The 20318-nt window shown below is 42.0% G+C and carries 18 protein-coding genes and 1 other RNA gene; 8 read left to right on the top strand and 11 right to left on the bottom strand.

Annotated elements, in window-relative coordinates:
* From ACINWC141_RS09220 to ACINWC141_RS09195, 7 genes are all read right to left on the bottom strand, one after another.
* Positions 1-160 (bottom strand): transposase (locus ACINWC141_RS09220; RefSeq protein ID WP_009390506.1); only part of this gene is annotated, 160 nt, incomplete at its 3' end.
* Positions 161-182: 22 nt separating this feature from the next.
* Positions 183-434: an integrase arm-type DNA-binding domain-containing protein gene (locus ACINWC141_RS09215; RefSeq protein WP_052018271.1), complete on the bottom strand. Its 252-nt coding sequence runs from the start codon at positions 432-434 to the stop codon at positions 183-185.
* A gap of 179 nt (positions 435-613) precedes the next feature.
* Positions 614-972: a transfer-messenger RNA gene (gene ssrA, locus ACINWC141_RS19555) on the bottom strand.
* Positions 973-1132: 160 nt separating this feature from the next.
* Positions 1133-3118, bottom strand: a complete 1986-nt coding sequence (gene ggt / locus ACINWC141_RS09210; protein ID WP_009390488.1) for a gamma-glutamyltransferase — start codon at positions 3116-3118, stop codon at positions 1133-1135.
* A gap of 302 nt (positions 3119-3420) precedes the next feature.
* The gene (locus ACINWC141_RS09205) at positions 3421-4944 is read right to left on the bottom strand and encodes a DHA2 family efflux MFS transporter permease subunit (protein WP_009390540.1); all 1524 of its coding nucleotides are present in this window, start codon (positions 4942-4944) and stop codon (positions 3421-3423) included.
* A 6-nt stretch (positions 4945-4950) separates the two neighbouring features.
* Complete coding sequence (locus ACINWC141_RS09200; RefSeq protein ID WP_009390496.1) at positions 4951-6102, bottom strand: EmrA/EmrK family multidrug efflux transporter periplasmic adaptor subunit; 1152 nt, start codon at positions 6100-6102, stop codon at positions 4951-4953.
* A gap of 267 nt (positions 6103-6369) precedes the next feature.
* Entirely contained in the window at positions 6370-6867 is a 498-nt protein-coding gene (locus tag ACINWC141_RS09195; RefSeq protein ID WP_034678111.1) for a thioesterase family protein, read from the bottom strand.
* A 142-nt stretch (positions 6868-7009) separates the two neighbouring features.
* Here ACINWC141_RS09195 and hemB point away from each other — a divergent pair, with 142 nt between their 5' ends.
* On the top strand, positions 7010-8023 hold the full coding sequence (hemB, locus tag ACINWC141_RS09190) for a porphobilinogen synthase (RefSeq protein ID WP_009390517.1): 1014 nt from the start codon (positions 7010-7012) through the stop codon (positions 8021-8023).
* A gap of 25 nt (positions 8024-8048) precedes the next feature.
* Positions 8049-9164, top strand: a complete 1116-nt coding sequence (locus ACINWC141_RS09185) for an NAD(P)/FAD-dependent oxidoreductase (protein WP_009390524.1) — start codon at positions 8049-8051, stop codon at positions 9162-9164.
* Positions 9165-9271: 107 nt separating this feature from the next.
* Here ACINWC141_RS09185 and ACINWC141_RS09180 read toward each other — a convergent pair whose 3' ends face one another.
* Positions 9272-9718 (bottom strand): ABZJ_00895 family protein, encoded by a 447-nt coding sequence (locus ACINWC141_RS09180; RefSeq protein WP_009390511.1) that lies wholly within the window; start codon positions 9716-9718, stop codon positions 9272-9274.
* 380 nt (positions 9719-10098) lie between these two features.
* Here ACINWC141_RS09180 and ACINWC141_RS09175 point away from each other — a divergent pair, with 380 nt between their 5' ends.
* Positions 10099-10476, top strand: a complete 378-nt coding sequence (locus ACINWC141_RS09175; protein ID WP_005303175.1) for a VOC family protein — start codon at positions 10099-10101, stop codon at positions 10474-10476.
* A 74-nt stretch (positions 10477-10550) separates the two neighbouring features.
* Here the strand turns inward: ACINWC141_RS09175 and ACINWC141_RS09170 are convergent, their stop codons facing one another.
* Positions 10551-11024 carry an OsmC family protein gene (locus tag ACINWC141_RS09170; RefSeq protein WP_009390525.1) on the bottom strand — a complete coding sequence of 158 codons (474 nt, stop codon included), beginning with the start codon at positions 11022-11024 and terminating at the stop codon, positions 10551-10553.
* Between the two features lie 164 nt (positions 11025-11188).
* On the opposite strand from ACINWC141_RS09170, the gene ACINWC141_RS09165 reads away from it, so the two are divergent.
* Together ACINWC141_RS09165 and ACINWC141_RS09160 are read left to right on the top strand one after the other, a co-directional pair.
* A complete protein-coding gene (locus ACINWC141_RS09165) occupies positions 11189-12457 on the top strand; it encodes an exonuclease SbcCD subunit D (protein WP_009390498.1) in 1269 nt (422 codons plus the stop codon).
* Between the two features lie 9 nt (positions 12458-12466).
* On the top strand, positions 12467-16063 hold the full coding sequence (locus tag ACINWC141_RS09160) for an AAA family ATPase (RefSeq protein WP_009390497.1): 3597 nt from the start codon (positions 12467-12469) through the stop codon (positions 16061-16063).
* Between the two features lie 200 nt (positions 16064-16263).
* Here ACINWC141_RS09160 and ACINWC141_RS09155 read toward each other — a convergent pair whose 3' ends face one another.
* Positions 16264-16956 carry a YggS family pyridoxal phosphate-dependent enzyme gene (locus ACINWC141_RS09155; protein WP_009390491.1) on the bottom strand — a complete coding sequence of 231 codons (693 nt, stop codon included), beginning with the start codon at positions 16954-16956 and terminating at the stop codon, positions 16264-16266.
* 126 nt (positions 16957-17082) lie between these two features.
* On the opposite strand from ACINWC141_RS09155, the gene ACINWC141_RS09150 reads away from it, so the two are divergent.
* Positions 17083-18120, top strand: a complete 1038-nt coding sequence (locus ACINWC141_RS09150; RefSeq protein WP_009390483.1) for a type IV pilus twitching motility protein PilT — start codon at positions 17083-17085, stop codon at positions 18118-18120.
* 19 nt (positions 18121-18139) lie between these two features.
* Positions 18140-19258 carry a PilT/PilU family type 4a pilus ATPase gene (locus ACINWC141_RS09145; RefSeq protein WP_009390494.1) on the top strand — a complete coding sequence of 373 codons (1119 nt, stop codon included), beginning with the start codon at positions 18140-18142 and terminating at the stop codon, positions 19256-19258.
* A 69-nt stretch (positions 19259-19327) separates the two neighbouring features.
* Here ACINWC141_RS09145 and fur read toward each other — a convergent pair whose 3' ends face one another.
* Positions 19328-19765, bottom strand: coding sequence for a ferric iron uptake transcriptional regulator (gene fur, locus ACINWC141_RS09140; RefSeq protein ID WP_004794120.1), 438 nt, complete (start codon positions 19763-19765; stop codon positions 19328-19330).
* 111 nt (positions 19766-19876) lie between these two features.
* On the opposite strand from fur, the gene ACINWC141_RS09135 reads away from it, so the two are divergent.
* The gene (locus ACINWC141_RS09135) at positions 19877-20275 is read left to right on the top strand and encodes an outer membrane protein assembly factor BamE (RefSeq protein WP_003653245.1); all 399 of its coding nucleotides are present in this window, start codon (positions 19877-19879) and stop codon (positions 20273-20275) included.
* Positions 20276-20318: the final 43 nt, after the last annotated feature.

Raw genomic sequence — 20318 nt, 5'->3', positions numbered from 1 at the left:
CTAAAGTTCCAGCCTTTGCTTTGGTATTCCAATTTGAAAGAGTTTGCATTGAAATGCTAAGTTGTCTGGCTGTTTCCGAGACATTGCCTTGATTGGCTTCAATTAATTTGATGGCTTCAGCTTTAAATTCTGTGGTGTAAGTCTTGTGTTTCTTGCTCATGGTAAACTCCTGATGAGTGTGTTTAGTTTACCAAGTTAAAACCTCCTGTTTTTTCAGCACACATCACTTCGGGATAAGCACCTAAGCCCATAAAGCTCCACTTTTGAGTTAATGGCTTCTTGTATCTAAAATCCCATCTTTTATTACCTGTAGAACTAACAACAAAATAAAGATTATCACCATCATTGATTCTATACTCTGTATGTGCTTCAGGTTCCAATGATGAAAGAACTGTATCTTTCATTGGCGTTTTAATAGGATCCGTTCTCTTCATATTGATTCTTGTATAGTGAAAACAAGTGAACTCAAACTATACATCACACTATACAATCACACAAACTATAAGTTACCCCATATAACGGTATATACAGGTATAAAAAAAGCCCTAACTACTGATAGTTAAGGCTTTTATTTTTATATAACGTCATACTGAGTTATATAAATTTAAGTATATGGTGGAGATGGCGGGAGTTGAACCCGCGTCCGCCAGCATTACGCTCGAGAATACTACATGCTTAGATATCGTCTATTGTTTTAACACCAAGTGACCCGACGAACAGGGTACAAGGTGCGATCCTCTAAGTTTGGTATAAAGCCCCGAGGCTTGACTCTATACGGACTTGTGTGCGTGCGCTACGGTCGGGTTCCTAAACCACAAGTATTCTAGGAAGCGGACAAACTGCCCTTAGGCAGCTAGAGCGTAAGTTTCGTCGTTTGCGACTAAAATATGCAAATTTGATTTACGAGAGAAAATGCGCTCTCGGCATGCATCTATGAGTTTCATCACCAGCGTCGAAGCCAATAACATCCCCATGAATGTCTGAACATCATAGCATAACTAAAATAAAATACTGTGCATTTTATCAACAGTCTGCTACTGATGAACATATTTACATAATTGAGTCCCTTTTGTTTTTTTCAAGGGTCACATAAAAAAGCTGCCAAAAATGACAGCTTTTTTTTAAGTTTGCTCTATAAAGCACCATTGCCTAACACAATACCTTCACGGCGTGGGTCTACCCCACCTGCGTATTTACTTTGATTATTTATATTTACTTTCATAATCGTAGAAATACCGCTGGTTTGCGCAGTGTTAGAAATGCCATGTCCTTTTGCTTTTAAGCCTTCAATCAAATCAAGCAAAGAAAGCTGCACATTCGAGCTATCTACATTGGTGTTTTTGCTATTGGTCGCGCCAAAGTTAACAAGCGAAGTGGCCTGCTGAGCGTTTAAGTTCCAGTCCAGCGCACCCACCAAAGTTTTAACCACATATTGAATGATCGTACCGCCACCTGGTGAACCTGTTGCCATATAAAACTCATCTGGCGTGGTGCCTTTAAACACTAAAGTTGGCGCCATGGTACTGCGTGGGCGTTTGCCCCCTTCTACACGGTTGGCAACATGTGCCCCAGTGCTGTCATAAGGGTTCGCGCTAAAGTCAGTTAACTGGTTCGACAGCAAGAAACCATCCACCATGTGGAATGAACCCATGCTCGATTCAACAGTCGATGTCATTGAAACCACATTGCCATAGGCATCTACAATTGTGAACTGAGTTGTTCCGTGTTCAACAGTGGTGTCGACACCCGAAGCTGGGTTGAAATTACCCGCTGGCGCAACGCCCATACTTTGGTTCGAATTAATTAGTGCTGCACGTTGTTTTAAGTAATTTTTATCAATAAAGCTTGCAATCCCCTGTGCTGGTAAAGCAACAAAGTCAGTGTCTGCCACATATTTGTCACGGTCAGCGTAAGCCAAACGCTCTGCTTCAGAGACCAAATGCACGCCCATCACATCTGGCACACCACCTTCATTTTCAGGGTTTTTAGGTGGATAAAGCGACATATCAAAGTTTTCTAAAATACCCAGCGTTTGCGCAACTGCAATTCCTCCCGAAGATGGAGGCGGCATGGTACATACATAGTAACGGTCACGATACGTCGTGCAAATCGGGTCGCGTTTTTTAACCTCGTAGTTCGATAAATCCTGCAAGGTCATTAAACTTGGAGTAATTGGAGTTTTTGCTGGGTCATCCCCTAAGGTCTGTCCTGCTTTTGCTACAATCGCTTGGGCAATTGGACCCGTGTGCAGCGCATTTGCGCCTTGCGTGGCAAGTGCTTCAAGTGTTTTTGCATAAGCTTTATTGGTCATGGTCTCACCCACTTTACGTGGTGATCCATCTGGGTAGAAATAGGTCGCCATTGCATTTGCATCAAGCGCTAAATTGTTTGCATTGCTTGCAATTGCATCTGCCAAACGCCCCGGAATGCGAAAACCGTTGTCAGCCAAACCAATCGCTTCACCGAAAAGCTGGTTCCACTTAAGCTTGCCATGCTCTTTTTGCGCTTGTTCAAGTAAACGCATCACACCCGGCACACCAATTGATCGGCCACTACGGCGCGCACTTGGTACTGGTGCTGGTGAATTTGGGTCATATATGTCTTGGCGAATTAAATAAAATTCGTTGGCTGCGGCTGGTGCGGTTTCACGACCATCATAAGCAGTGACTTTTTTGGTTTTGGCATCGTAATACATCATAAAACCACTACCCGCAATGGTGCTCGATTGTGGTTCGACTAGACCTAGCACCGCTTGTACCGCAACGGCTGCATCGACTGCGCTACCGCCTGCTCTTAAAACATCACAGCCTGCTTTTACCGCAAGTGGCGTGTTTGCCACCACCATATATTTATCTGCGTATTTAACCGTGTTACCGAGTCTATAACCAGATGCACCTTCCGGCGCCGCTGGGTCACCATTTTGGTTTGAACCGACCACCACGCTTGAACCGTCTTGTGCCAGTTTGCTACAACTGGTGGGGTCATTATCTACAATTAAATTGGGTGGGGTTGTATTTGAATCATCCTTGGGCTGATCTGACGAGGAGTCATCTCCACATCCTTGTAATAAACCGACTGCTAATAAACTACTGAACAAAAATGAATATCTTTTATTCACGTGATAACTCCAATATATACGCTTGCCTATCCATGCAATTGCCATGCAAGCTTCTTTGTTTTCAGGTATTAAGTTTTTTTAATCTTTGATAAAAATAAGGTTTTATAATTTTGAATGTTTGAGGGCGTTTTATCCTGTGCCCTATCTTGTGCCTCCATGCTTGATATCACACTCTTTTATAACTGATTTGCCCGATTCTGGCATGCTTTATTTCTCTAAATATGGGAAAAATCTACTATTAATAAATCCCCCTATTTTTTAATAGATCTAAAAAAAGCACCTCCGAAGAGATGCTTTTATATTTAGTGAGAAGGCATGCCACTGACCTGTTTGGGTTTTGGACACAGCCAAATGACCAGCCCCGCAAAGACAAACACCATCGCAAACAGCAAAAATACATGGTTTGCCGACATGGTAATGGCTTCTTTATCAACGAGGTTTGAAATAATGCCTAAAGTCGAGTCAGCCGAAAAACCATTTTGCATAAGGTTATTTTGAACTTCGGCAGTATTTAGATTAGACACCATTTCACTGCGTGCAACTTTGGCGTGGTCGTCCCACACGGTGACTGCAATTGAAGCGCCAATTGCCCCTGCCATGGTTCTTAAGAAGTTCATGAGGCCCGCAGCAGATGCAATTTCTTGCTGGAGTACCGAACCCAGTGCAATATTAGACAGTGGAATAAAGAAGAACGGCACAGCAAAACCTTGCAGGATTTGCGGCCAAGCCAGCGCCATAAAGTCAGCATCTGTAGTCCAGAATGCCCGCATTAAAGTTACTGCACCCAACAAAACTAAACCGAAACTCGCGAGTGCGCGTGGGTCATGTTTGGTCGAAAGCTTTGCCACAATCGGTGACATGGTCAAACTACCAAAACCCATGGTTGCAGTTAAATAGCCGGCCCACGTGGCGGTGTAGGAAAGGTTCATTTGCAGCCACTGCGGAATCAGTACAATGCTGCCAAAGAATGCTCCAAAGCCAAGCGATAAGGCGAGCACCGATATGGCAAAGCCCCTATGCCTAAAGACTTTCACATCCACGACGGGATGCTTGTCGGTCAGCTCCCATATGAGGAACACCACAAAGCCAATGGCGGCAGTCAAGCCTAATACCACAATGCTGGTGCTATTAAACCAGTCGCGTTCGTGCCCCAAATCGAGCATGAGCTGTAGCGCACCAATCCACAGAATTAACAGACCTAAACCGACGGTGTCGATTCGTAAAGAAATGGTTTCTGTTTCGGCAGGTTTGAGCAGTCGTATTGCCGCTAAAACACAAATAATACCGACCGGAATATTAATAAAGAAAATCCAGTGCCAAGATAGGTTGTCACTAATCAGACCACCCAAAATTGGCCCTAAAATTGGTCCAACGACGGTAGTCATGGCCCATAGGCCCATGGCCTGTGCATGCTTTTCTTGAGGAAAAATACGCATGAGCAAGGTTTGGCTGAGTGGCATGAGTGGACCACCGCATAGACCTTGGCCAATACGGAAAAACACTAGCATGCCTAACGAGTTTGCTAGACCGCACAAGAAAGAGAAAATGGTAAAACCAATCAGGCCAAAAATAAAAACCCGAACGGTTCCAAAACGGCCTGCAAGCCAACCTGTTAAAGGTACACAAATCGCTTCTGCAACTGCATACGACGTGACGACCCACGTTCCTTGTGTGCTTGAAACAGCAAGGTTACCAGTAATGTGCGGTACAGATACGTTGGCAATGGTCGTATCAAGCACGACCATAAAGTTCGACAAGGCAATAACAAACGCTGCCAGTAATAAACGGCCACCGCTTAACTCGGCAAAAGGTGTTTGCGTTTTCATAAGCGTTTACTTCGCAGATAAGTCGACTTTTGCTTCCATCGACAAGCCAACACGCAATGGGTGTTCAGCAAGTTCTTTTGGGTCAAGTGCAATACGAACCGGTAAGCGTTGAACCACTTTAATCCAGTTACCTGTTGCGTTTTGAGCCGGAATTAAGGCAAAGGCAGAGCCCGTACCACCAGAGAAGCCCATCACTTTGCCGTGATATTCAACATCGTCACCATATAAATCTGAAGTAAGTGTGACGATTTGACCCGGACGGACTTTTTTCAACTGACTTTCTTTAAAGTTCGCATCTACATATAAATCGTTAATCGGCACAATCATCATCATGCTGGTGCCCGGTGCAACACGTTGCCCCACTTGAATATTACGACGTGCTACCACGCCATCGACTGGCGCACGAATCACGGTACGTTCTAAATCAAGCTGAGCTTGTTCAACATGTGCCTGTGCAACTTGTACATCAGGTGTCGAAACTTCATTTACGCCCTGAATTAAGGCTTCATTTGCAGCTAAGGTACTTTCAGCAGCTTTACGGCTCGAAGATGCTTGCGCTAAACCCGCTTTTGCAAGCTCTAGACCCGCTTTAGCTGTTTCAACTGCACTTTGTGCCTTCGTGAGTTCTTCTTTAGATACCGCACCAGATGCTGCAAGTTGCGCACGGCGGTTCAGTTCTAACGCAGCTTTGTCGTAGTCGGCCTGAGCTTGAGCCACTTGTGCTTTAGCACTGTTAATTTCGTCGGCACGCACCACAACTTGAGAGTTTAAAGAACTACTGTTTGCCGCAGTTTGTTTGTATTGGCGTTTTGCTTTGGCGAGTTCTGCCTCAGCTTGAGCCAGTGCAATTTTGGCATCACGGTCATCAATACGAACTAGCACGTCACCACGATGTACCGTTTGAGTATCTTTTACGACAACCTGAGCGACCTGTCCGCTCACCATAGAGGTAATTTGCGCGGTTTCTGCACCGACATAGGCATTATCCGTACTCACGGAATGATTTAAAAATAATGCCCAGATTGCATATAAAATAGCGGCGATCAATAAAATCAGCGCAAAAAAACCAAGAAATTTTTTGCGCTTGTTTTGATTGTTGTCATCCGAGGCAGATGTTGTTGGCACTGTTTCTTCTACATTGCTTTGTGCATCAGTCATGGTATGTTCCTAAAGATGAGTTGGCTTTGCCATCAATCTCGCACTACACCTTGTTATAGAGTTTTTATTTTTCTATAAACAAGACATATCGCATTGTCAAAGGAGCTAATTTTAACGCTAAAACCTCATAATATGAGAATAAAAATTTATAACTCATGCGTTCGTTCTAATTAAATTAATGTTTATCTCAAAGATTTTATGAAAATTTCTGCTTTTTACACACTAAAAAAAGCGCACATGGCGCTTTTAAATAGTTCAATTTGTTGCTTAATAGGCATATGAAGCAATACCCGCAGCAATGGCTTTGCCTTCATCATTAACCATGGTCATGCGCATGGTGCAGCCCTTACGACCTAAACGCAGTACTTCGGCACGAGCAATAAAGTATTTACCACGCCCTGGTGCAAGGTAGTCAACACGCATATCAACCGTTGCTAAACGCGTAACTTGTTTAATAGTTTCAGGCAGGTTTTCTGGGGTTGAACGACGATATAAATGTTCCATTGCCACAATACCGCCAATACTGTCGAGCAAAGTTGCAGCCACACCACCATGCAAAACCTGAAAAGCCAAATTGCCAATCAGGTCAGGTTGCATTTCAACGTAGCCTTCAATCTGCCCATCCACCACACGCATAATCATTCCACTATGCTTAAAAAAAGGACAGTTATTAAATGCCTTACATAATTGGTTGAGAACCACATTTAGGTCTGTTTTTGTCCCTAATTGTATGTTGCCAGTCCAATTCTTCTTCTCTTCACTCATACGTTGCCTAAATTCAAAAGCATGATAAACACCCATAATTTTGTACAAAACCAGCATTATGGGGCTACAATACAGCAGTCGGTTGACAGTAATGGAATATCCGCCAACCTCTCCTAGTGTAATACCGAACATCGAGATTGTTATGACTTATACGTTCAATCGTCCTGCATTTCCAGCTACTCGCATGCGCCGTATCCGTAAAAATGACCAGTTGCGTGCGATGGTCAGCGAAACACAGCTCACTACCAATCACTTGATTTATCCAGTATTTGTATTACCAGGACAAAATCAGACCCAAGATATTCCAAGTATGCCAAACATTCAGCGTTTGTCGGCAGATTTATTACTGAAAAAAGCTGAAAGACTTCTGGAATTGGGCGTATCAAAACTGGCTCTTTTTCCAGTCACTCCTCAAGAAGATAAAAGCCTCACCGCAGAAGCTGCATGGCATGAAGATGGTTTAGTACAAACCACTTGCCGTTTGCTTAAAAAAGAATTACCAGAAATGGTGTTAATTACCGATGGTGCCCTCGACCCATATACTACGCATGGTCAAGACGGCATTATTGATGACACTGGCTATGTGCTGAATGACGAGACTGTAGAATGCTTGATTAAACAAGCCTTAAGTCACGCAGAAGCAGGTGCCGAAGTGATTGCACCAAGTGACATGATGGATGGTCGTATTGGCGCAATTCGTCAGGCTTTAGAAGCCAATGGTCACATCTACACCAACATCATGGCCTACTCTGCTAAATATGCGTCTAGCTTCTATGGTCCGTTCCGTGATGCTGTCGGCTCTGCATCCAACCTAAAAGGTGGTAATAAATATAACTACCAGATGGACTTTGCCAACCGTGCTGAAGCGTTACATGAAATCGCGCTTGATATTCAAGAAGGCGCCGACATGGTGATTGTAAAACCGGGCATGCCTTATCTGGATGTGGTACGTGAAGTGAAAGATACCTTTGGTATTCCAACATTCATTTATCAAGTGAGTGGCGAATACGCAATGTTAGCCGGCGCGATTCAAAATGGCTGGTTATCAGATTCAGTAATTTTAGAATCACTCATGTGCTGTCGCCGTGCAGGTGCAGACGGAATCTGGACTTACTTTGCAGAAACCGCTGCCGAAAAACTCAAGGAAATGAACTAAGTTCGCAGAGAAAGGATAAAACTGCATGCATATTGCAATCATTGGCGCGGGCATAAGTGGATTAATGTCTGCGCTAGAGTTGGTTGAACAAGGCTGTACCATCAGCATTTTTGATCAACAACAAGCGGGACAAGCAGCCTCTTGGGCTGGCGGGGGTATTCTCTCTCCGATGTACCCTTGGCGCTATGTGCATGCAGTGAATCAAATCGCTCAATTTGGTAAAGCCTCTTATCAAGCGTGGAATCAAAAGCTCTACCCTGTTACAGGGATTGATTTTGAAATCCATGACACAGGCATGCTGATTTTTGATGAAGAAGATTTTGACGTTGGACTTTCCTACGCCGAGCAACATCAAGAACCGATGCAACGCTGTGAATATTTACAGCGAGATGCCCTAGAACAAGTCAATCCGCATATTTCCGATCAGTTTCAAGAAGCGATTTATTTCCCCGAACTGTCTAATATTCGCAATCCACGCGTATTACAGTCCCTGATCAGTTATTTAAAACAACAACCAAACGTTGAGTTTTTTGAGCACACTCCTGTTAAAAAACTCATTCAACAAGGTGATGTGATACAGGCCCTACAAACCGAAGATGGTCGTAAACATACAGCCGACCATTTTGTAATAACTTCGGGTGCTTGGAGCCATTACTGGAACTCACAATTACAACTCGACATTCCAGTCGAACCTGTGCAAGGTCAAATGCTGTTGTTTAAAACCCCTGCTCACTGGCTACCAACCATGTGCATGAATCGAGTGATGTATTTGATTCCTCGTATGGATGGTCATATTGTTTGTGGGTCAAGCATGGCACATCGCGGGTTTGATACCTCTACCGACGAAACCACCCAGCACAATATTTTAGAAGCATGTTTAGAAATGGTGCCTGAACTGGCCGATTTCCCGATTGTACAGCGCTGGGCAGGCCTGAGACCAAGTTCACCAAATGGTGTCCCATACATTGGCAAAATGCCTGAAATGGACAATCTATGGGCAAACTTTGGTCATTTTAGAAATGGTTTATGTATGGGGGCAGGCTCTGCGCAATTGCTTCGTCAGCTTATGCTGGCTCAACCGACTCTCGTTGATGCAAAAGCATATTCACCAGAGCGGTTAAAAGTAACATCAACAGCATAATTTGAATAAAGTGTGTAAAAACATAATATAGAATCAATTACCTAAAGTGCTCGTGCTAAGAGTCGTTCGCGACCTGCCGTCAATTTAGACAAATATTGTTTTTGCAATTAACTCACTATCTTCTCTGCCATTCGCTGTGCCTGTTTGCCATAAAACCAATAGGTAATTAAATAAAGTGGGATCGCTAACATTAAAAGCATAATCACCATAATGCTTAAGAACTGAGGCTGTTTGAGGTAAAGCATAAAGTTCTGCAAAATCTCAGGGTCTTTTCTGGCAAATAAAAATAGACCAAATAAAACGCCACATAAGTTATAGCCCCAAAAAATCAGCGTAAAACCTAAAGTAAATTTCTTTTTTTCTTGTACAGTCGGAGCACGGCGTTCTTTCTTTAAAAATTTAAATAAGACAAAAATCATTGCGCCTAAATATGGAACGGCTGTTAAAATACCGCCTACACTCGCTGGTAATAGTGCTGCAACCACACCTACTATTAAGGTGAGTGCTATGCATAAAGCAAAAAACCAGAGAAAGTAAGAACGTAATTTGGTCATATTTTTGCCTAATTTATGGGTTCAAAAAATAATTATAAATTTTTTTCGATTTTTTTTCATTTTTCTGTCAACCAATCCTGATCTCTTGACGTTATATAGGGTAATAAGGTCGCAGCAACCGAATACTTCCTTTGCATGGCATCCGCAAAATTGTTTCGGTGACCTTTCATTACGACTCTTTCCTTCCTTCGGATTAGGTTTTGTTAGCAGCCGAAACCCTTGATGAAGTTTTTGACCGACGATTCTCTCATCACTCGAATCGTCGGTTTTTATTTTCTGGTACTTTCATTTATTTTACGCTCAACCTACACAATAGGTCTTTCGTGGCGATAAAGGCTATGCGTATACTTTTTGCACCATAAAAATATGATTTAAATAATATGAACAACATTGCCTATTTTGAAATCCAGTCTTCAAACCCTGCTCGCGATGCGCAGTTCTATCAAGCTGTGTTCGGCTGGCAATTTAAACTCGATGAAAACTTACCGATTGAATATTATCGTATCGAAACGCCTTCAATTATGGGTGGACTATTAAAACGCCCTGCTCAAACGCCTCCAATGGAATATGGCACTAATGCATTTACCTGTTCGGTTCAGGTGGAAAACTTCGATGAAGTGGCTGCGAAAATTTTAGCGCAAGGCGGTATTGTGGCAATGGATAAATTCGCTATTCCGGGCCGCGCTTGGCATGGCTACTTTGTCGATTTAGACCATAACGTTTTTGGTATTTTTCAAGTCGATGAAAATGCTGCTTAAAGATCTTATTTAACGACTCTTTTATTTTTTACTGTATAGCCACCGCCATTTTATCGGTGGCTATTTCATATTGTTTATTCAGCAAAGCTAAAACTTGCTTCACATGTAATTGGAAAATTCACTGAATTGGCAATCATACATTCGTGATGCGCTTCTTCATGTAATTTTGCAGCAAGCGCTTGATCAGCACCTTTTTCTAACACAATCTCTGGTCTTAAAATAATTTGAGTAAAATGGCCCCTTCTCACTGGATCTGTATCTTCCATAAAGCCAAGTGCATGGTCGACATAACTCAGTACATGAATATGATTGACAGCACACAGGTGTAAATACCACAGCTTATGACAAGCTGAAGCAGATGCAACCAATAAATCTTCGGGGTTCCATCTGGACACATCACCTAAATAGGCAGGGTCAGATGAACCTTGAATAGTAGCCTTTTCAGGATGTTGAATACTAAAATCTCGTTTATATGACCGATAAGCCGAAGTCCCCGTACCTGTATTGCCTTCCCACTGTATTTTTACTTCGTATTTATGAATGGTCATTTTGTTCTCAAAGTTCGTTGTTTGACCTGATAGTAACAAAGCAAAGTTTAAAGTGAAAAATTTAATTTAGAGTTTACTGCTGGCTTAAATATCGAGCACTTTAAAATGTCTTTATAAAATCTCCTGCCAATTTATGCTAACGTATCTGTGTTTATTTTGGCTTGATGTCTGTTTCTATGTCCGTACATTTTCTACATACTTCTGACTGGCATTTGGGGCAGTTTTTTTATAATCATTCACGTCACTACGAACACCAACAATTTTTAAGTTGGTTACTCACTCAAATTCAAGAAAAACAACCACATGCCCTACTCATTGCTGGCGATATTTTTGATGTGATTAATCCGGGCTCTCAAGCACAAAAACAACTCTACCAATTTTTAGCAGATGCACATCGTATTGCGCCTCACATGCAAACGCTCATGATTGCGGGCAATCACGATTCAGGCTATCGGATTGAACAAGTCGAACCACTCTTAGAAAAATACAATGCAAAAACCGTAGGTGTAGTTCGCTGGAATGAAGATAAAACCCTAGATCTCGATCGTCTACTTTTGCCGATTTATAATCAAAATCAAGAGATTGTAGCGTGGTGTCTTGCCCTGCCTTTTTTACGCTCGGCCGAAATTACGGGCTTTAATGAACATACCACTAACAGCAAAAACGCGATTGCCTATTTGCACCAGCAACTGATTGCAGAAGCCAAACGTCGTAAAACACCAGACCAAGCGCTTATTTTAATGTCGCATGCCCATATGCAAGGTGGGGAAACATCCGACTCTGAACGCCCAATTATTATTGGTAATGAAGAAGCACTTTCAACGACTTTATTTGAAGATGCTGTCGATTATGTGGCTTTAGGGCACTTACACAAACCACAAAAAGTAGGCCAGCCGCACATTCGTTATAGCGGTTCACCCATTCCGCTTTCTTTTAGTGAAATTAACTATAAGCACCAAGTAGTTGAAGTCAAAATTGACCCATCTCAAGACACTGACAGCCGTGTGCAATTTGAAGCTGTCGAAATTCCGCGCTGCATACAATTGCACCGCATTCGTGGTGAGTTAAATGAGGTACTGCAACAACTCAGAGCTTTGCCACACGGCGTGATTGAAAATATTGACCACCGTGAATATGTCGATATTGAATATTATAGTTTAACGCCGCCGCAGCCTAATTTACGTCAGCAGTTTGAAGCAGCCCTGCCACCTGACCGCTACCGTTTAGTGCGTATTTCACGTCAATATGTGAATAAAGACAGTACCGATACCAATGCCACTCAGCAAATCGCACTTGAACCACCAACACCAGAAAAGCTATTTCAAAATATCTGGGAAAAACAAGGTTACAGTACCGATGATGCGGTCTTAAAAGATTTCCTGAGCCTAGTACAAGAAGCACAAAAACATCTTGAAAATGATGCAACCCCTTAAGGATATGTCATGAAAATTTTATCCATTCGAATAAAAAATCTGGCATCTCTTTCTGATGAACACTTTATTGATTTTGAAAGCGCGCCCCTCGCCCATGCAGGACTCATTGCAATTGTAGGGAAAACAGGCGCAGGTAAGTCGACCATTTTAGACGCGATGTGTCTGGCCTTGTTTAATCGGGTTCCACGTCTTAAAGACAGCGATGGCAAATTAAAAGACGTTGATGGTTCTGAGTTACTGACCAATTCACCTTTAACAGTCTTACGCCGTGGTACGGGACATGGTTTTGCTGAACTTTGCTTTATTGCACAAGATCAAAAACGTTATTTGGCTCGTTGGGAAATTAAGCGGGCACGTGAAAACCCAAATGGTAAATTACAAAGCGTGCAACGCCATATAAAATGCCTGACCGATGGTGTCGTGCTTGCCGACAAAGCCAAAGCAGTCGATGAAAAAGTTAAACAAATTACCCAGCTTTCATTTGAACAATTTACCCGTGCGGTACTACTTGCCCAATCAGAAGTCACTGCCTTTTTAAAAGCACGCGACAGTGAACGCGGTGAGTTGCTTGAGTACCTGACTAACTCCAGCATTTTTGCCAAAATCGGTGAGCTGGCTTTTCGTAAAACGGCTGATATTGCAAAACAACGTAAACAGCTTGAAGAGTTCTTAGGTCATATTGAAATTTTGTCTGATGAAGAAATTGCGGCTTTTACCGAACAATATCAGCAAGCTGAACAAAATCATCAAAAATTAGAACAGCAAAAAAATATCTTAGACAAACAGCAACAATGGTTTGAACGCAAAGCAAAACTTGAGCAAGAAGTTCAAGCGAAACAACAACAATTTCAAAACCAGCAAAGCCATCATCAGCAACTTGCGGGTGAACGTGAGCAATTAAAACGTCTCGAAGTTTTCTCTGAAATACGCCCACAAGTTTTTCAGCAGGCTCAAAATTTACAAACGCTACAACAACTTGAACCTCAAATTCAGCAAGCGCAAACTACGTTTAATGACTTGATTCAAGTTTTTGAAACAGGCCAAAAACAATATCAACTTGCAGAACAAGAACTCAAACAGACACTCGATTTTGAGCAACAGCATCAACAAGCTTTAAATCAGGTTCGACAGTCTATTCAAGAGCGCGTCTTTATTGCCGATGAATATAAAAAGTGCAAAGAAAAAAGAAATACATTTGATCAAAAGCTCAGCCCGTTGCAACAACAGCAAAACACAGTGCAACAACAAATTGAACAGCTTCAACAAAACCAAATCCATCTGCAACAAAAGCTTACCCAGACTCAGCAATATGCAGTATTGGATAAAGGTCTTTCAGCGCATTTACACCAGCTTGGGCAATTTATTCAAAATTACCAAGCGATTGAACAACAACTGGGAAACCCTACCCTTGCTCGCCAAAAGCTATCGGAAGCTAAAAGTGAGCTTGAACAGCTGACAGCTTCTCTAGGCACAGTTGAAGAGATTGAGTTAAAAGTTGAACAGCAACGCAAAGACAAAGAACAAAAACTTGCCCAAATCACTCAGCTAGACCTGATTCAACAGAAAATAAAAATTTATCATGAGTTATATGCTGAGCTTCAGCAATTCACCGAAAAACATACGCAAACCTCAGCGCAAGAGCAGCAGCTTAAAACTCTTTGCCAGTCGACTGAGCAAGAGTATCAGACAGCAAAAACTGAACGTGAAAAGCTACAGCATATCCTGCAACAGCAGCGTCTATTACACACCGAAAATATTGAGCAGTTACGAGCCAATCTTAAAGAAGGTGAAGCTTGTTTAGTGTGTGGAAGTACGCATCATCCCTATCGTGTTGATGACAGTGCAGTCTCCAAGGCCTTATTCGACTTGCAGCAACAGCAAGAGCAACAAGCAGTAGCGCTAGAGCAAACTAAATTTAATGCATGGCAAACCCAACAACATGCGCTTACCCAATGTAGTACCGAGCTTGAGCAGGTTCAGAAATATCTAGCTCAACTTAAAACAAAACAAGCAAACTTACAGCAAGAACTTGAACAAACGCTTACCCTCAATCAGTTACATATTGAGCTTAATCAAGCTCCTGAGCAGATCTTGCAAACGCTGAACGAACTCAGACAAACCGCGCAAAATGCGCTGAGTTCATTTGATTCAGAAAGCTTGCGTTTAACCCAAGCGATTAAACAATACAATCAGCTCGTTCAATCTATTCAGCGTAATGAGACATTGCTCAATACAGCACAGCAATGGCAACAACAAGTTCAGCATATTGTTGAGTGTCTATCTGAAACCGAACAGCACGCATGGCAGCAGTCGAGTAGCCAAACGGCTAAGCAGATTTGGTCTGTTCTTGATGCACGCGCTAAGCAACTTGAACAACAAGAACAGCTCGCACAGCGCTTTGAACAGCAGCAGCAGGAACTTAAAATGCTGGCTGCTAACCTTGAGCAAATGACCAAGCAAATTGAGGAGATCGACCAAAATCTCAAAGAAATTACGCTTAAGGGTCAACAAAATAATGAAAAAGCGGTGTCGCTCATTGAGCAAATGACAGGTCACTCTGACATTAAACCGCACGATTGGTTAACTGAACACGACACTAAACGTCAGCACCAACAAACCGCTTATCATGAGGCTAAACAGCGTTTCGAACAAACCAGACAGCACTTCGAGCAACAAAAACAGGCACTCGATCAGCTCAAGCATCAACATCAGCACACCGAGCAACATCAACAGCAAATTGATGGGCAAATTCAAAACTGGTTAAAAGCCCATGCTGATTTTCAAGCATCTGATCTTACGGCGCTCATGCAAATCAATTCAGCTCAAGAGCAAGACATCCGTAACCGTCTTAATCATGCCGAACGTTTACTAAGTGAAGCCTCTTCTGCCCTTAAAACCATGCAAGAGCAATTGAGCGAACATTTACAAACTCAGCCAGATATTGAACATGAAAAGCTTGTGAGCCTCATTCAAGACAATATTGCAGAGCTTAAAGCACAACTTGAAGTACGTGATCGACTGAAGCTTAAGCTTGAAGTGCATCAACAAAATCTTGCGAAACAACAACAATACGCCGAGCAAATTCAAAATATTCAGCAAGAAGAACATCGCTGGAGCAAAATTTCAGGGCTCATTGGCGATGCTAAAGGTAAAGAGTTCCGTGACTATGCTCAGCAATATCACCTAGATATTTTAGTGGAACATGCCAACCAGCAACTGGCCATGCTTTCTCAACGTTATACGTTAAAACGTCTAGATCAGTCTTTAAGTCTTGCAATTATTGACCATGATATGGATGGAGAAACCCGCTCCGTTGCATCTTTATCTGGCGGTGAGTCGTTCTTAACTGCCCTTGCCTTGTCTTTGGCGATTGCCAATATGGCATCGGGTTCAATGAAAATTGAATCATTGTTTATTGATGAAGGCTTTGGAACCTTAGATGCTTCTTCTTTGCACATGGTCATGAATGCCTTAGATCAATTGCAAAATCAGGGTCGCCAAGTCATTCTCATTTCACACATTCAAGAAATGCATGAACGTATTCCTGTGCAAATTCAGGTGAAACCACTTGGTGCTGGTGCAAGTACGATTGAAGTCGTTGGTTAAAACTAAAAAGCCCCGACATCCTGTCGGGGCTTTTTTAGAATCTGCGTTGGTATAACTCCTGTCGTACCTGTATGCATCCATTCATCACTATTTATTGTTATTCTTAGAAACGTCCTGTTTCCTGATGAGTTCATAATAAGTAAAAACACTCGTCTGCCATAGCCGTAAAAGGCCGCAATTTCTGTACGAAAAAGCTTACATCAACCTTTTTGTGAATAATCTCTGGCTCCAAACAATGCTGTACCTACGCGTACCATGGTTGAACCAGCCGCAATTGCAGCTTCTAAATCACTCGACATTCCCATACTTAATGTATCCCAGTCTTCTGGGTGAGCATGGTTTTCTTTAACCGCATCAAACAAGGTCTTAGCATCTGCAAAAGCAGCAGTATTGTCTGGTGCTGGAATCACCATCAAACCGCGTAATTTGATATTTGGTAATTGACTCATTTGGGCAACTAACTCGGCCACCTCATCTGGTGCACAACCATCTTTACTGTCTTGTCCATCAATATTCACTTGCAAACAAATATTCAAATCAGATTGATCTTGAAGTCTTTGATTAGATAGTCGCTCAGCAATAATTAATCGATCTACACCATGTACCCAATCAAACTTTTCAGCCAAATGTTTAGTCTTGTTTCGCTGAACATGACCAATAAAGTGCCATTCAATTTCTAAATCGTGCAAAGCTTCAATTTTGTCTAACGCTTCTTGCAAATAGTTTTCGCCAAATGCTCTTTGCCCTGCTGCATACATTTCACGCAAACTTTCACTTGGATGTGTTTTTGATACGGCTAAAAGTTGCACGGTTTCAGGCGCACGCTGAGCATGTTCACAAGCACGTTGGATTTGCTGTAATACGTGCTGTCGCGCATCTTGCAGGTAATTCATTGACAAGGTTCTCATTTTCAAAAAACTTTTTTGCTCTTCACCTAAAGCGAGGTGTTGGTAAGCTTCGGTGAAAGCCGTATATTATTCTACAAAATAATGACATATTTTGATTTACTTGGGGAAATTATGGATATTACAGAGCTACTCGCCTTCTCTGTGAAAAATGGCGCGTCCGATTTACATCTTTCTGCTGGCATGCCACCAATGATTCGCGTGGATGGTGAAGTCCGTCGCATTAACTTACCTGCTCTAGATCATAAAGATGTTCATCGTCTGGTCTACGACATCATGAATGATAAACAGCGTCGTGACTACGAAGAAAAACTCGAAACCGACTTTTCTTTTGAAGTACCCAACGTTGCGCGTTTCCGTGTTAACGCATTTAATCAAAACCGTGGTGCTGGTGCAGTATTTCGTACCATTCCTTCCAAAGTACTCACCATGGAAGATTTAGGCTTAGGTCAAATCTTTAAAGATATTTGTGACTATCCACGCGGCATTGTGCTGGTGACAGGCCCAACAGGTTCTGGTAAATCGACCACACTTGCAGCGATGATGGACTATATTAACGAAAACCGTTATGACCACATTTTAACGGTTGAAGACCCAATCGAATTTGTACACCAGTCGAAGAAATGTTTGATTAACCAGCGTGAAGTACATCGTGATACACATGGCTTTAACGAAGCACTTCGTTCGGCACTGCGTGAAGACCCCGATATTATTTTGGTTGGTGAGATGCGTGACCTTGAAACCATTCGTTTAGCACTTACCGCTGCCGAAACGGGTCATTTGGTGTTTGGGACGCTCCATACAACTTCTGCTGCAAAAACCATTGACCGTGTGATTGACGTATTCCCAGCCGAAGAAAAAGATATGGTTCGTGCCATGTTATCAGAATCTTTACAAGCTGTTATTTCGCAAACCCTGCTTAAAAAGAATGGCGGTGGACGTGTAGCAGCACATGAAATCATGATTGGTATTCCTGCTATTCGTAACTTAATTCGTGAAAACAAAGTCGCACAAATGTATTCATCCATTCAGACTGGTGCAAATCATGGCATGACCACACTCGACCAAAGCTTAAAAGGTTTAGTTGCTCGTGGTGTGATCAGTCCACAAACTGCACGTACTGCTGCAAAACAGCCTGAATCATTCCTATAAAAATAATTAGAGAATAAATATGGATTTTAATGACTTACTCAACCTGATGGTTGAAAAAAAATCATCCGATCTTTTTATTACCGATGGCGTTGCACCATCTATGAAGATTAACGGACAAATTGTTCCAATTTCAAAAAATAGTCTTTCAGGTGAGGTTATTGGACAACTGTTACATTCCATCATGAGCGAAAAACAGCGCAAAGAATTTGCAGAAACTCGCGAGTGTAACTTTGCCATTATGAACCGTGATAAAACTGCCCGCTTTCGTGTAAGTGCTTTTCAGCAGCGTGACATGCCAGGTATGGTATTACGTCGAATTGAAACAAAAATTCCTTCAATTGATGACTTGCAGTTACCGCCCGTTCTTAAAGATTTATCCATGACCAAACGCGGCATCATTATTTTTGTTGGTGCGACAGGTACAGGTAAATCGACGTCTTTGGCTTCAATGATCAGCTATCGTAACCACAATACTAAAGGTCATATCATTACCATTGAAGACCCAATCGAGTTTATTCACGAACATGCGGGCTGCATTATTACCCAACGTGAAGTAGGCATCGACACAGACTCATTTGAAATTGCCTTAAAGAATACTTTGCGACAAGCACCAGATGTCATCTTGATTGGTGAGATTCGATCTCGTGAAGTAATGGACTACGCGATTGGCTTTGCTGAAACAGGTCACCTTGTGTTAGCCACAATGCACGCCAACAACGCTAACCAAGCACTCGACCGTATCATTCACTTCTTTGAAAGTGACCGCCACAGTCAACTCTACATGGACTTATCTCTTAACCTAAAGGCCATGATTGCACAGCAACTCATTCCAACGCCTGATGGTAATTCGCGCCGCGCCGCAATTGAAATTTTAATTAACTCACCCTTAATTTCAGACTACATTCGTAAAGGCGAAATTCATGAAATTAAAGATTTAATGAAACGCTCGCGTGAACTCGGTATGCAAACCTTTGACCAAGCCCTATTTGATCTCTATAAAGTAGGCCAAATTACCTACAAAGATGCATTAAAACATGCCGACTCACCAAATGATTTACGTTTGACGATTAAGCTTGCGGAAGAAGGACCTGATCAAATTGCAGGCACAAATCAGCATTTAACCTTCGACCAACAGTAATTTCTTCATAAAAAAAGGAAGGTTAAACGTAACCTTCCTTTTTTATTTGTTTTCTTTGTGTGAAAACGATTATTTCTTGCGCAACACTTCCTGACACTCAGGTTCGTTACAGTAACCGTAGAGGTTTAATGAGTGACCCGTTAAGGTAAACCCATGTTGATCTGCTACAGCATGCTGTTCCTTCTCGATAACATCATTAGTAAATTCAATAACTTTGTTGCAATTATGGCAAACTAAATGATCGTGATGATCTTCTTGCATAATTTCGAAAACAGAATGATTATTTTCGAAATGATGACGCTGAATGATACCTGCAGCTTCAAATTGTGTTAACACACGGTAAACTGTCGCAAGACCGACATCTTCCCCTTGTTCTAACAAAGTCTTGTAAATATCTTCAGCGCTAAGATGATGTTGTTTTGAATTTTCTAATAATTCCAAAATCTTAATTCGTGGAAGGGTAACTTTAAGTCCAGCTTTGCGCAAATCTTGATTGGAAATAGGCATGAAAAAAGGTCTCTCAACAAATCTCAAGTTGGAATAGGCAATAGAATTTAGATGAAGTATGATCTATCCTTTGATCAAATGCATCATAATTTATTGGGATAGTGTAGCAAAATGCAAAAACTCGTGCTGACGTTATTAGTCACTTCACTCCTTGCTGGTTGTTCAATCTTTGGTGTATATAAGGTTGATATTCCTCAAGGGACTCCTTTGACCAAAGCTCAGGCCTCTCAAGTACAAGTCGGCATGAATTTCCAGCAAGTGCGTTTTTTGCTTGGTAGTCCAACTGTGACTGATCCCCTCAATCCTCAACGCTGGGACTACATTTACAACTATATCCCGGGAACTTATGCTAAAAAAGCAAAAATCCCCGCAGCACATGGTCAGCATTTAAAAATTTACTTTGATGGCACTGGTACAGTAACTAAAATTGAAGGTTTAGAAACTATTCCAGAATCGCAACCAGGTTTACCTGCTTCTAAAGAAGCGATTTTAACTGCCCCACCACTATAATCGTTTTTTCTAATAAAAATAAACCCCTCAAGTGAAATACTTC

The organism is Acinetobacter sp. WC-141 (assembly GCF_000313935.1).
GTDB lineage: Bacteria > Pseudomonadota > Gammaproteobacteria > Pseudomonadales > Moraxellaceae > Acinetobacter.
This window is presented reverse-complemented; position numbering and strand designations above follow the sequence as displayed.

What these genes read in the sequence shown, in the direction of transcription:
- ACINWC141_RS09215 (WP_052018271.1), bottom strand. Translation starts at nt 434, where the DNA reads ATGAAGAGAACGGATCCTATTAAAACGCCAATGAAAGATACAGTTCTT.
- ACINWC141_RS09205 (WP_009390540.1), bottom strand. Translation starts at nt 4,944, where the DNA reads ATGAAAACGCAAACACCTTTTGCCGAGTTAAGCGGTGGCCGTTTATTA.
- ACINWC141_RS09200 (WP_009390496.1), bottom strand. Translation starts at nt 6,102, where the DNA reads ATGACTGATGCACAAAGCAATGTAGAAGAAACAGTGCCAACAACATCT.
- ACINWC141_RS09195 (WP_034678111.1), bottom strand. Translation starts at nt 6,867, where the DNA reads ATGAGTGAAGAGAAGAAGAATTGGACTGGCAACATACAATTAGGGACA.
- hemB (WP_009390517.1), top strand. Translation starts at nt 7,010, where the DNA reads ATGACTTATACGTTCAATCGTCCTGCATTTCCAGCTACTCGCATGCGC.
- ACINWC141_RS09185 (WP_009390524.1), top strand. Translation starts at nt 8,049, where the DNA reads ATGCATATTGCAATCATTGGCGCGGGCATAAGTGGATTAATGTCTGCG.
- ACINWC141_RS09180 (WP_009390511.1), bottom strand. Translation starts at nt 9,718, where the DNA reads ATGACCAAATTACGTTCTTACTTTCTCTGGTTTTTTGCTTTATGCATA.
- ACINWC141_RS09175 (WP_005303175.1), top strand. Translation starts at nt 10,099, where the DNA reads ATGAACAACATTGCCTATTTTGAAATCCAGTCTTCAAACCCTGCTCGC.
- ACINWC141_RS09170 (WP_009390525.1), bottom strand. Translation starts at nt 11,024, where the DNA reads ATGACCATTCATAAATACGAAGTAAAAATACAGTGGGAAGGCAATACA.
- ACINWC141_RS09165 (WP_009390498.1), top strand. Translation starts at nt 11,189, where the DNA reads ATGTCTGTTTCTATGTCCGTACATTTTCTACATACTTCTGACTGGCAT.
- ACINWC141_RS09160 (WP_009390497.1), top strand. Translation starts at nt 12,467, where the DNA reads ATGAAAATTTTATCCATTCGAATAAAAAATCTGGCATCTCTTTCTGAT.
- ACINWC141_RS09155 (WP_009390491.1), bottom strand. Translation starts at nt 16,956, where the DNA reads ATGAATTACCTGCAAGATGCGCGACAGCACGTATTACAGCAAATCCAA.
- ACINWC141_RS09150 (WP_009390483.1), top strand. Translation starts at nt 17,083, where the DNA reads ATGGATATTACAGAGCTACTCGCCTTCTCTGTGAAAAATGGCGCGTCC.
- ACINWC141_RS09145 (WP_009390494.1), top strand. Translation starts at nt 18,140, where the DNA reads ATGGATTTTAATGACTTACTCAACCTGATGGTTGAAAAAAAATCATCC.
- fur (WP_004794120.1), bottom strand. Translation starts at nt 19,765, where the DNA reads ATGCCTATTTCCAATCAAGATTTGCGCAAAGCTGGACTTAAAGTTACC.
- ACINWC141_RS09135 (WP_003653245.1), top strand. Translation starts at nt 19,877, where the DNA reads ATGCAAAAACTCGTGCTGACGTTATTAGTCACTTCACTCCTTGCTGGT.